This is a genomic window from Mobiluncus porci, from assembly GCF_009695935.1.
Taxonomy (GTDB): Bacteria; Actinomycetota; Actinomycetes; order Actinomycetales; family Actinomycetaceae; genus Mobiluncus; species Mobiluncus porci.
Genome location: NZ_VUMY01000010.1, coordinates 25,356 through 37,265, shown reverse-complemented (window position 1 = coordinate 37,265; position 11,910 = coordinate 25,356). Strand labels below are relative to the sequence as shown.

The window sequence follows — 11,910 nt, the reverse complement described above, 5'->3', positions numbered from 1 at the left end:
GGTATTAGCAATCTCTTCGAGATTGCATACCCTCGGTCTTTCGGTTCGAGCTCAAGCAAGCTTGGCTCGACCTCACTCCCTTCGGGTATTAGCAATCTCTTCGAGATTGCATACCCTCGGTCTTTCGGTTCGAGCTCAAGCAAGCTTGGCTCGACCTCACTCCCTTCGGGTGCTCGTAGTTTTTCTTAGCAGCTTGCTGCTTAGAAAAACAGAGCGGGACCCCACCGCAACGCAGGTCGAGAGCAATGCCGAGCTTGCCCGAGCATTGCCGAGACCAAGGAAGCGGCGCGCAATGCGAAGCATTGCAAGCACCAAGCAGCCGAGCGGTCGTCCCCCAAGCGGCTCCGACAACCCCTCGATTTAACCTCTCAACAAAAATCTTGTTACAATCAAAAACATGACAAAGCGAATGCCCCGCTGACGTGCACGTCAGCCACACGTAAGCCGAGCGCTCCTGCTCGCCAGCATTCGTATTTTCAAGTTCCTGCGTGCCCGTCAGAGTCAAAATCTTTGGAACACTCTCCACCTCTGAAATCACAAACGTAAGGAATGAATCATGACTAAGACCACCATTGGACCCAACTGGCAAGACCACCCCGAGTGGGGCTTCTCCACCCGCCAAATCCACGCCGGCTTCACCGGCGACCCGGTAACTGGCGCGCAGACCGTCCCGATTTACGCCACCAACGCTTTCCACTTCCCGAGCGTCGAGTCGGCCGCGAACCGCTTTGCCCTAAAAGAACTTGGCCAAATCTATTCGCGCCTCACCAACCCCACCAATGATGCCCTAGAGGCACGGATTGCCTCCCTGGAAGGCGGGGCTGGCGCACTGTTGACCGGCTCAGGACAGGCTGCCATCACTTTGACCCTGCTGACCTTAGCGAGCTCCGGAAAAAATGTCGTCGCCTCCCCTTCGGTTTATGGCGGGACTTTCAACCTGATTGCCCGGACTCTCGCCCGAAGTGGAATCGAGCCACGTTTCGTGACCGACCCGCGCGACATCTCCCAGTGGAAATCCCAAACAGATGAAAACACCATCGCTTACTACGGCGAGGTGGTTCCGAACCCGCAAGGCGATGTCCTGGATATTGAGCCACTCGCCGCGGCCGCGCACGAGGCGGGCGTGCCCTTGATTGTGGACAACACGGTTCCAACCCCGTACCTGTGCCGCCCGATTGAATGGGGTGCTGATATCGTCGTGCATTCCGCCACGAAATATCTCGGTGGGCACGGATCGGTGATGCTCGGCGCGATCGTGGATTCCGGCAACTTTGATTTCGCCGACCCGCGCGTGGCCGCGAGGTTCCCCGGTTTCAATGAGCCCGATGAGTCCTATCACGGGGTTGTCTACGCTCGCGACTTCGGGGTCGGTGGGGCACTCGGCGCGAATCTGGCTTTTGCTTTGAAGGCTCGTGCTGAAGGCCTGCGCGACCTCGGGCTAGTGGCCTCCCCCTTCGCAGTGTGGATTGCCGGTCTCGGGGTAGACACCTTGAGCCTGCGCTTGGAGCGTCACATCTCTAACACTCGCGCAGTGGCCGAACACCTGGAGGCGCTTGTTGGTCGGGGCGTGGTGGAAACCGTGCGCTGGTCCTCCTTGCCGTCTTCCCCGTTCTACGGGCTTGCCCAAAAGTACACTCCGAAGGGAGCGGGAGCAATCCTGAATTTTGACTTGGTTGGCGGGCTCGAGGCCGGGAAAGCTTTTATTGATTCCTTGGAACTACTGGCCAATGTGGCCAACATTGGCGACGTGCGTTCCCTGGCAATCCACCCGGCCTCCACGACCCACGCCCAGCTTGATGAAGCCGGCTTGAAGTTACAGGGAATCACCTCCGGAACCGTGAGGCTCTCCATCGGAATAGAGGATGAGGAAGACATCATTGCTGACATTGACCGCGGCCTGGCGGCGGCACAAGCAGCGGTGCAGTCGAGGGCGGACCAGTGACGATAAAGAATCTCTACCTTCCGACGGCGATAACGGGTGTGCCTGCGCAAAAGCTACGGGTATCATTCGAGCTTTATCCGCCGCGGAATCCGGATCCGGCTAGCCAAGCCTGGGCGGGAATCGATCGTCTCTTGGACGCGCGTCCCGACTACGTTTCGGTCACTTTTGGTACCAGCGGCATGACCTCGACGTCTTCCCAGTCGGTGCTGGTGCACGCCATGAAACGCTCGGGTCGCCCGGCTTTGGCTCACCTGACTTGTGTCGGGCGCAACCAGAGCCAACTGGCGGGTTTGGTGCGCGACATGATGGACTTGGGGGTGCGGGATTTCCTGGCTTTACGCGGGGATCCCCCCAAAGGCGTAGCGCATTGGGAGCCGGAAACGGGCGAGTTTTCCCGTGCGTTCCAACTTGTGGGTCTGATTCGGGAGGTGGCTGCCGACTATCTCGGAGACCCCCAGGCGGTTTCCATCTCCGTGGCGGCTTATCCCGCCGGAACGGTTCAAACCCGTACCGATGCGGTAGCCGCTTTGGTGGAGAAACAAGCTGCGGGGGCCGACTTCGCGATTACGCAGGTATTCTACGAGGCCAAGGATTATGCGGATCTGGTGCATTCGGCTTCCTATCAAGGAGTGACGATGCCGATTGTGCCGGGGATTATTCCTTTCACAGATGTGTCCCGCTTGAACCGCCTCGAGGGACTGACTGGCGTGCCGGTCCCGAAGCGCCTGCGGGAGATTGGCGAGATTCCAGATCCGGCAGAAAGGATTTTGGAAAGCCTCGGCGCTACCCTCGATTTTGTCAATGACCTCATCGCGGTCGGCGCCCCGGGGATTCACTTCTACACCTTCAATCGTCCTCGTCCCGTGCTAGATCTCGTGGAACACTTGCGTTCTCGCGGTTTTTCGCACGTGGATAAGGCCGACTCCAGCGACTTGCTCGGGCTCATGAGCGCGGCGATGCACCGTTTCTCGCCTTAGCGTGATTGGAGACTAGCAAACTGCGCTCCCCTCAATTTGACGAATAACTAGAAATAACGGATAAAACTAACGGAAGACTAACAAGGAGAAAACATGTCTGAAACTACCCCCTTCCCCGCAGCTACCATCGCCGGCTACCCCCGCATCGGGGCAAACCGCGAGTTGAAACGCACGTTGGAGCATTACTGGTCCGGAAAAATCGACCGCAGCGAGTTCGATAAAGAGGTGTCTGACCAGATTGCCAAGCGGATTAATCACCTCAAGGAACTCGATCTGGATTCCCCCGCTTCTCAGCCTGCGGATTTCTTTCTCTATGACCAGGTCTTGACCTTGACCTGCGCTCTCGGGGCAGTCCCGCAGCGCTTCGGGAATCTGGTTCGTCCCGATGGCTCCCTCGATGTGGACGGCGAATTCACCCTGGCTCGCGGGATTGACGATAAAGCCGCTTTGGAGATGACGAAGTGGTTTGACACGAACTACCACTATCTCGTCCCCGAAATCGGACCCTACGTTCCGATTTCTGCTGTCGCGAATCCTTGGCTCGAACAGGTGAAAGTCGCCGGAGAAGCGGCTCGTCCCGTCTTGGTGGGACCAGTGACCTATCTTCTAGGAGCGAAGCCGACACCTGATTCTCCCGCCCACTACAATCCATTGCAACGACTCGATGATGTCCTGGCCGCTTTCGAAGCTTTCTTGAGCCAGTTCGCTAAGGCCGGTGTGGCTTGGGTTCAGTTGGATGAACCCGGTTTGGTGCGAGACACCTGGTCAGCCCCGCGGGCAGAGGTGCTGGCGGCAGCCAAGAAGGCTTACGATTTCTTGGGTAAACTCCCGAACCGTCCCGCCCTGTTCGTGAACGCCCCCTACGGGGATTTGGGGATTGACGGGCGCAAAGTTTTGGCGGATACCTCCATCGAGGCTATCGGGCTGGACTTGGTGTCCGGGGCAGTTCCAAGCTCGGAGGACCTCGCTCCCTTGTCAGAAAAAACAGTCGTGGCCGGAGTGGTTTCCGGACGGAACATCTGGCGCACGGATTTGGACGGCGCGCTCCAAACTTTGCGAAAGATTCAGGAGGTCTGCCCGAAAATTTCCGTTTCGACCTCGACTTCTTTGCAGCACGTTCCGCATGATGCCACTATCGAGACCTCGATTGATCCCGTAGTGCGTTCCTGGCTCGCATTTGCCGACCAGAAGATTGAAGAAGTACAGGTTCTCGCAAAGGGACTCTCCAACCCCAGCTCTGTCAACGCCGAATTGACTGAAAATGCGCGGATTTTGGCCACTCGCGCCAATCACCCGGAGGTGAAGCGCGCGGAGGTTCGCGCTGCGACCGCGGCCGTGACAGCTGCTGACCGCAATCGTGCTCCTTATGCCGAGCGCGTGGCGGCTCAAGAGGCTTTGCTGAACCTTCCTCTGTTGCCGACCACAACAATCGGGTCTTTCCCGCAGACCACTGAGATTCGCAAGGCGCGCGCGGCCTTCCGCAAGGGCGAAATCAACGAGGCACAATACGATGAGGAAATCAAGGCAGAGATTGCCCGTGTCGTGAAGCTCCAAGAGGATCTTGGCTTGGACGTGTTGGTTCACGGCGAAGCGGAACGCAACGACATGGTGCAGTTCTTTGCCGAGCAGCTCGACGGCTTTGCCACCACCGAAAACGGCTGGGTGCAGTCTTACGGTTCGCGTTGCACACGTCCCTCCATCCTCTGGGGTGACGTGTCGCGCCCACGTCCGATGACGGTCGAATGGTCGACTTATGCCCAGTCACTCACTTCCAAGCCGATGAAAGGCATGTTGACCGGTCCGGTGACCATCATGGCCTGGTCTTTTGTCCGTGACGATGAGCCGAAGAAGGAGGTCGCTGACCAGCTTGGTCTGGCGCTTCGCGCCGAGATTGCCGACCTCGAGGCGGCTGGCATCAAGGTCATCCAGGTTGATGAGCCGGCGATCCGGGAGCTTCTCCCCTTGCGGGAGGCCGGTCGTGAGGAATACCTCGACTGGTCGGTAGGTTCTTTCCGGCTCGCAACCGGCGGGGCGAAGACCGAAACCCAGATTCACACCCACCTGTGTTACTCCGAGTTCAATGTGGTCGTGGATGCGATTGACCACTTGGATGCGGACGTGACCTCGATTGAGGCCAGCCGTTCCAAGATGGACATTCTCCCAGCCGTACACGAGCACGGCTTCGAACGCGGGCTCGGGCCCGGGATTTGGGATATCCACTCCCCACGGGTGCCGAAACTCGACGAGGAGAAGGATCTCCTCGAGAAGGCAGTCGGGGCTCTCAATCCGCGCCAGGTCTGGGTTAACCCCGACTGTGGCCTGAAGACCCGCGCTTACCCCGAAACGGTCGCGACCTTGAAGAACCTCGTCGAGGCCGCCAAGGAAGTCCGCCAGGAAATCGAGGCATAACCGTAGCCGGCGTTGTCGGCGGTTGGAGCGTCGCCGGCGGGTCAGACCTCTGTGGCGTAGTGAGCAAAGCGAACGCAGCCAAAAGGGTCTGACCCAAACGGCATAGCGATTCTGAACCACACAACAAGAAAAGAAATCCATGGAACACCCCCCCGAAATCCTCCCGGTCACGGGAGCCTGGCAACCGACCGACCCAGCCGGTCACCGCCAGTTTGCCGCGCTCGGGTCTATGGACCTCGAGGCGGGGGGGCGTTTGCCGGTGGTGAGGCTTGCCTTTGAGACCTGGGGAGAGCTCAACGCCGACAAATCGAATGCGATTCTGATAGACCACGCCTTGACCGGCGACTCCCATGTCGTCGGCAAGGCTGGTCCCGGTCACATCACCGCGGGCTGGTGGAACGAAGTGGTTGGTCCAGGCCTTGCCATCGACACGGACAAATGGTTTGTGGTTTGCCCGAATGTCTTAGGCGGCTGCCAAGGTTCGACAGGTCCTGCATCTCTCGCCCCGAATGGTCGCGCCTGGGGTTCTAGATTCCCCTTGCTGACCATCCGTGACCAGGTGGAGGCCGAGAAGCGGCTCATGACTCAGCTCGGGATTCCACACTGGTTCGCGGTTGTCGGGGCGTCCCTCGGCGGGCAGCGCACGCTTGAATGGGCGGTAACTTACCCGGAGGACATGGACAAGGTGATTGCGGTCGCCACCGGCGCCTCCACGACCGCCGAGCAGGCCGCCTGGTGCCACGCCCAGCTTCACATTCTAGAACTTGACTCGAACTTCAAGGGCGGGGATTACTACGACAATCCTCCCGGTCAGGGACCTTATCGTGGGCTGGCTTTGGCGCGCGAGATTGCCCACACAACTTACCGCTCCCCCAAGGAACTCCAAGAGCGCTTCGGGCGCGACCCCGGTTATCGCGAGGATCCGCTCTCCGGCGGGCGTCTCGCGGTGCAGTCCTACCTCGATTACCACGGCATCAAGCTCGCGAAACGTTTTGATGCCGGCTCTTACAAGGCGCTCACTCGCGCCATGTTGACCCACGATGTGGGGCGCGGGCGCGGAGGGATCGTCGTGGCCATGAGCCGCATCCAAGCCGAACTACTCGCCCTTGGAGTGGACTCTGACCGGCTGTTCTACCCGAATCAAACCCACCAGTTGGCCGAGCTAGCCCCGAAAGGCCACGCCGTCGTTATCCACTCCGAGTCCGGCCACGACGGCTTCCTCATCGAAAACGACGAAGTCGGCCAGGTCATCGGTGCTTTCTTGAACTCCTAGTTTTATTTCTCGTGCGGCCGCAGCAGGCCTCTCCGTTAAATCGAACTGAGGCGCTCCAGTTGCGCAGTCGGCAGGGTCGCTTCGCGCTCCGACTAAGGCTTCTCCCGAACAATGCGGCTAAACAACTCCCGCAAAGGCTCGGGGTGGGGTTCGTATTCCCCATAGTCAGGTCCGGAAGCTCCCGAGGTTCGGTTCCACTCGCCTGGCGAAACCACTGCGTAATCGAGGTAATATCCCGCGGGCTCACTTACCATGTCCAACCACATCTTCGAAGCTCGTCCGTTGCCCTCCCGGAAAGGATGCGCCTGGTTTAACAGGGCAAACACCGCAGCCATCACCTCTAAATAGTCCCCTTCTTCCAAACCAGACCAGTCGGTTCGAGCCACCAGCGCTCGCATCAGCAAGATAGCGGTCAATGTTCCGAATGACCGCGAAATCAGAATTGCCCTTCGACATGTTCACAATTCGACGACATCCAGCCCACTCATAAACGTCAGCAAACAGCCAACCGTGAATCGCGTAAAGCATCGCCCCGTCGTTACTTCGCTCAATTCCAGAAAGCCCCAGGTTCCGCTGCCGCCAGGCGACCAAGGGGTGCTCAACAGCGGCCGTTAGCCTTCACGACCGCGGCGTCGTCAAGCCCAGCAAATAAATCCGGATATTCCCTTTCCAGCGCGAGACCCTGGTGTTTCCTCACGTTTCCCACCTTGCTCAGTTCTCTTCAGTCCTACGGCATCCACCATACAGTCGCAACCCTAATACGGCACGCCAATCGCGGGATGCAAAGCGCCGGGGCGGGCGGCTAGGAAAGTTTTGCGTGCACGAATGTACGGCGTAATCCAGGCAAGTGTTTTTCGGAAATATTCAAAACGCTTTCAACTGCATGTTTACAAAACCCTGACATGGCAAAAACCACGTCACCGAGCCTAGGCCGTACATTCGTGCACGCGTTCGTGTCACAAACCGCCCCCGCTCTTGCTAACCTGAGAGCGGGGGCCACGTTGACCTCCATCAGGGGACACTAACAACCAATCACTCACAAAGAGGGGGAACGATGAAGAAACTCATTAACGGCGTTGACGATGTCATCACGGACACATTACGCGGCGTGGCGTTAGCAGATCCTCGCGTCGAAGTGGATGCGGATCTGAAAGTGGTTTACCGGAAAAACATGAAACCCGGCAAGGTCGGCTTGGTTTCCGGCGGCGGCTCGGGTCACGAACCGCTTCACGGCGGTTATGTCGGCACCGGCATGTTGGATGCCGCCGCCGCGGGCGAGGTCTTTACCTCCCCCACTCCGGAACAGGTTCTCCTCGCGACCCAGAAGGCGAACCAAGGCGCGGGCGTGCTACATATTGTGAAGAACTACACCGGCGATGTGATGAACTTCGAGATGGCAGCCGAAATGGCTGATGCGGAGGACATTCCGGTACAGGCCGTTGTGGTCGCCGATGACGTCGCGGTGCAAGACTCCCTTTATACCGCGGGTCGTCGCGGGGTCGGTCTCACCGTCTTGGTCGAAAAGATTGTCGGTGCAGCCGCGGAAGAAGGCCGTGACCTCGACGATTGTTTGGTTCTGGCTGAGAAGGTCTGCGACCGCGGCCGCTCAATGGGCATGGCGCTGACAAGCTGCACGGTTCCGGCGGTCGGTCACCCGACCTTTGACCTTCCCGAAGACGAGATGGAAATCGGCATCGGCATCCACGGCGAGCCCGGTCGGGAACGGGTGAAGCTCGAGGATGCGAAGTCGATTGCTAAGCGCCTGGTCGACCCCATTCTCGAGGATCGCGACTTCAAGGGCGACCCGGTCATCGTCATGATGAACGGGATGGGCGGTACCCCACTTTCAGAGCTCTACCTAATGTATGCCGAGGTAAAGGGCATCTTGGACGCGGCGGGCGTGGAGGTCGCGCGGGTCATGGTCGGCAACTACATCACGAGCCTCGATATGGCGGGCTGCTCCGTGACGCTGCTTTCTGCCGATGACGAGCTCCTGAAACTCTTCGATGCGCCTGTCGATACGGCGGGATTGCGTTGGGGGATGTAATGAGTGACTTTACCCTAGAAACTGCCAAGGCTTGGATGAGCGAATACGCCAGGGTTCTCGACGAAAAGAAGGAATACTTGACTGAGTTGGATTCCCCGATTGGCGACGCGGACCACGGCACGAACATGGCTCGCGGGATGAAGGCGGCGATTGAGCCCGCGAATCTCGACCAGCCGGATCTCGGTAGCCTCTTCAAGAAGGTCGGTCTCGCCCTGGTTTCCAAGGTGGGCGGGACTTCCGGGCCGCTCTACGGCACGTTCTTTATGCGAGCCGGTAAAGAAGCCGGGGAGACGACAGCGCTCGACGGAGCCGCTTTGAGTAAGGCACTTCACGCCGGACTCCAGGGTGTGCTTGACCGCGGCAAAGCAGAACTCGAGGATAAGACGATGGTCGATGCGATGACTCCGGCGCTTGCCGCCTTCGATAAGGCGATCGGCGCCGCGGATTTGGCGGCGGCTTCGGCTGCGGCTGCCGAGGCGGCCAAAACCGGGGCGGAGGCAACCACGCCGATGCTGGCCAAGAAGGGTCGCGCATCCTATCTCGGTGAGCGTTCGATTGGTCACCAGGATCCCGGCGCGACCTCGACGGAATATCTCTTCGAGTCGCTTGCCGCTTCCCTAGCTTAAACGTTACGCCCTGAAACAATGGGGGCGTACTTCATCGTCCCACTTTTGGGACAGTAAAGCACGCCCCCATCGTCCCACAAAGGAGTAAAAATGCCTGTTGGCCTGGTAGTCGTTTCCCATTCCCGCCCGCTAGCCGAGGCGGCGGTCGAACTCGCTTTGATTATGGTTCACGGCGAGCGTCCTCCCATCGAGATTGCCGCCGGCACTGATGACGGCGGTTTCGGGACTGACGCCGCGGCCGTGATGGAGGCGATTATGAGCGCCAACGCCGGTGATGGCGTGGCTATTTTCGTCGACCTCGGTTCCGCCTTGACCTCGACAGATATGGCTCTCGAAATGCTTGAGGACATGGGTGAGGAAATAGAGACGCGCGTGTTGGCGGCTCCTTTCGTGGAGGGTCTCACCGCTGCGGTGGTTCTCGCGGCCGGCGGAGCGGATCTCGACGCGATCGCCACAGAGGCCACGTCGAGTCTCGCGCCGAAGCTGGAGCTTCTTGGTTCTGAGGTTGTGGCGGGTGAAGTTTCTTCTGGTTCAACAAAGGAGAGCCCTACAAGCGCCTCTGAAACAAGAGAATCCCAGCAAGCTGCCCCCCAGCCTCCCGATGCCGCCGCGGAGGTTCAGGTTGTCAACAAGGTCGGTCTCCATGCCCGTCCCTCTGCGGAAATCGCCGGTCTGGCGGCGACTTTCTCGGCAGCGGTTGCTCTCGAAAAAGACGGTCGCGAAGTTAACGCTAAAAGCCCGATTAGTATCGCTACTTTGGCTGCGACCTGCGGCGACACTGTTCGAGTGCTGGGTCGCGGTGAAGATGCGCTCGCGGCGGTTACCGCGATAAAAGAGCTCATAGCCAGCGGGTTTGGGGAAGAGTTGGGGGTTCCGGTCGCGTCTTCTGCCCGTTCCGCGAGTTCATCTTCAGCAAGGGCAGACTCGGCTACTGTCAGCGCTCCGGGTTCCCTCGCCGATGACCGGAAGCGTCCCCGAACCGGTGTGAGCCCCGGACGAGCCCTCGGCATCTTGGTAAAACTCGACTCCGCAGCACCCGTGGCGCCAAAGCACCGTGACATCCCCGAGACCGAAGTTCCAGCGGAAACCGCCCGTCTCACCGAAGCGCTCGCGGCGACAGCAGCCGCTTATGAAACCCAAGCCGCTGAGGCAACCGGACAGGCCAAAGCCATTATCGAGGCTACCGCGAGCCTTGCCGCCGATCCGGAGCTCGCCGTTCGCGCAACCAGCCTCGTGCAAACCAAAAGTCGTGACGCCGAGTCGGCGTGGTGGGAAGCCGCCACCGCATTGACTAAAGAACTCCGCGACGCGGGCGGACTCATCGCCGAGCGCGCCACCGACCTTGAGGACGTCCGCGCTCGGGTTTTGGCGCGCCTCCAAGGCAAAACGCTGGACGCCGCCGCCAAACTCCTTGCGGTCAAGGAGCCCTTCGTTCTTGCCGCCAAGGACCTTGCCCCCGCCGATACGGCGCGCCTTCCGGAGACCAAGGCCATCGCCATTGTGACCGAGGAGGGCGGTCCCACCTCGCACACGACCCTGCTCGCGCGAGCAATGGGGATCCCTGCGGTTATCGGCGTGCCCCTTGATTCCTTGCAAGAAGGCAAAAAAGTCCTTGTTGATGGAAAAACCGGCGAGGTTATTGCTAACCCGAGCGCGGAGCAAGCACGCGGCGCCCTCACGGCTCCGGCGACCCTCGTGAAGCTAACGAAACCAGGCGCCACCAAGGACGGCGTTCACATTGAGTTACTAGCCAATATCGGTAAACCGGAAGAGGCCCAGGCCGCGGCCGATGCGGGAGCGGAGGGAATCGGGCTGTTCAGAACCGAGTTCGCTTATTTTGGCAAAACCGAAGAGCCGAGTGTCGCCGCTCAAACCGAGGCCTATGCGAAGGTCATAAGGGCTTTCACAAATGATAAAAACCCGACCCCGCACGTCACCATCCGCACTCTCGACGCCGGATCCGATAAGCCCCTCAAATTTCTCCCGCTCCCACAAGAGCCTAATCCGGCTCTCGGGGTGCGGGGCTACCGCACCGCGAAACTCTTCCCTGACGTGCTGAAACGACAGCTTGACGCCATTGCCGCGGGCGCTCCCGAGGCTTGGATGATGGCTCCGATGATTGCCCTGCCCGAAGAAGCCGCCGCTTTTGCCGAACTCACGAGAGCCGCTGGCCTCAAGCAGGTCGGGGTCATGATTGAAACTCCTTCGGCGGCGCTTTGCGCAAAAGAGATTTTCGAAGTCGTCGATTTCGTCTCCATTGGAACCAATGACCTCGCCCAATACACTTTCGCCGCTGACCGCGAATCCGCAGAGCTCGGTCACCTTCAAAACCCGGCAAGCCCTGCGATGCTGCGGCTCATCGCCCAAATCGGCGCGGCCGCTATCGCCGCCGACAAACCTCTAGGAGTGTGCGGGGAGGCGGCCGGCAATCCTGACCTGGCTCCCGTCTTGGTGGGGCTCGGGGTGACGAGCTTGTCGATGAATCCACGGCGACTAGCAAACGTATCCGCGAAGCTCCAAGAGCTTTCTTTCCCCGAGTGCCAGCAACTGGCAAAAGAAAGTCTTATTTGGCAAGGGTCAAAATGAAAACCGGATTCTAGCTAGATTCCTCCGCCAACCTGGCGTCCCCCTCGAGC

8 protein-coding genes are annotated in these 11,910 nt (G+C 59.6%); 7 read left to right on the top strand and 1 reads right to left on the bottom strand.

All coding sequences use genetic code 11. The features are described 5' to 3' along the window. The first annotated feature begins 556 nt into the window (after window positions 1-556). The 4 genes from FYJ63_RS06505 to metX all read left to right on the top strand — a co-directional run bounded on the left by FYJ63_RS06505 (window position 557) and on the right by metX (window position 6,601). A complete protein-coding gene (locus FYJ63_RS06505; RefSeq protein ID WP_154544970.1) occupies window positions 557-1,942 on the top strand; it encodes an O-acetylhomoserine aminocarboxypropyltransferase/cysteine synthase family protein in 1,386 nt (461 codons plus the stop codon). Beyond that, window positions 1,939-2,919: a methylenetetrahydrofolate reductase gene (locus FYJ63_RS06500; RefSeq protein ID WP_277028127.1), complete on the top strand. Its 981-nt coding sequence runs from the start codon at window positions 1,939-1,941 to the stop codon at window positions 2,917-2,919. The genes FYJ63_RS06505 and FYJ63_RS06500 overlap by 4 nt, the downstream gene beginning before the upstream one ends. Window positions 2,920-3,012: 93 nt before the next feature. Then, window positions 3,013-5,328: a 5-methyltetrahydropteroyltriglutamate--homocysteine S-methyltransferase gene (metE, locus tag FYJ63_RS06495; protein WP_154544968.1), complete on the top strand. Its 2,316-nt coding sequence runs from the start codon at window positions 3,013-3,015 to the stop codon at window positions 5,326-5,328. A gap of 139 nt (window positions 5,329-5,467) precedes the next feature. After that, the gene (metX, locus tag FYJ63_RS06490; RefSeq protein WP_154544966.1) at window positions 5,468-6,601 is read left to right on the top strand and encodes a homoserine O-acetyltransferase MetX; all 1,134 of its coding nucleotides are present in this window, start codon (window positions 5,468-5,470) and stop codon (window positions 6,599-6,601) included. A 92-nt stretch (window positions 6,602-6,693) separates the two neighbouring features. On the opposite strand, the gene FYJ63_RS06485 is transcribed toward metX, so the two are convergent. Next, window positions 6,694-7,017 (bottom strand): Fic family protein, encoded by a 324-nt coding sequence (locus FYJ63_RS06485; RefSeq protein WP_154544964.1) that lies wholly within the window; start codon window positions 7,015-7,017, stop codon window positions 6,694-6,696. A 638-nt stretch (window positions 7,018-7,655) separates the two neighbouring features. Here FYJ63_RS06485 and dhaK point away from each other — a divergent pair. The 3 genes from dhaK (at window position 7,656) to ptsP (ending at window position 11,860) form a co-directional block, all read left to right on the top strand. Next, entirely contained in the window at window positions 7,656-8,648 is a 993-nt protein-coding gene (gene dhaK / locus FYJ63_RS06480; RefSeq protein WP_154544962.1) for a dihydroxyacetone kinase subunit DhaK, read from the top strand. Further along, entirely contained in the window at window positions 8,648-9,274 is a 627-nt protein-coding gene (gene dhaL, locus FYJ63_RS06475) for a dihydroxyacetone kinase subunit DhaL (protein ID WP_154544960.1), read from the top strand. Before dhaK ends, dhaL begins: the two co-directional genes overlap by 1 nt. Before the next feature lie 90 nt (window positions 9,275-9,364). Continuing rightward, the gene (ptsP, locus tag FYJ63_RS06470) at window positions 9,365-11,860 is read left to right on the top strand and encodes a phosphoenolpyruvate--protein phosphotransferase (RefSeq protein ID WP_154544958.1); all 2,496 of its coding nucleotides are present in this window, start codon (window positions 9,365-9,367) and stop codon (window positions 11,858-11,860) included. Window positions 11,861-11,910: the final 50 nt, after the last annotated feature.

What these genes read in the sequence shown, in the direction of transcription:
- dhaL (WP_154544960.1), top strand. Translation starts at nt 8,648, where the DNA reads ATGAGTGACTTTACCCTAGAAACTGCCAAGGCTTGGATGAGCGAATAC.
- dhaK (WP_154544962.1), top strand. Translation starts at nt 7,656, where the DNA reads ATGAAGAAACTCATTAACGGCGTTGACGATGTCATCACGGACACATTA.
- metE (WP_154544968.1), top strand. Translation starts at nt 3,013, where the DNA reads ATGTCTGAAACTACCCCCTTCCCCGCAGCTACCATCGCCGGCTACCCC.
- ptsP (WP_154544958.1), top strand. Translation starts at nt 9,365, where the DNA reads ATGCCTGTTGGCCTGGTAGTCGTTTCCCATTCCCGCCCGCTAGCCGAG.
- FYJ63_RS06505 (WP_154544970.1), top strand. Translation starts at nt 557, where the DNA reads ATGACTAAGACCACCATTGGACCCAACTGGCAAGACCACCCCGAGTGG.
- metX (WP_154544966.1), top strand. Translation starts at nt 5,468, where the DNA reads ATGGAACACCCCCCCGAAATCCTCCCGGTCACGGGAGCCTGGCAACCG.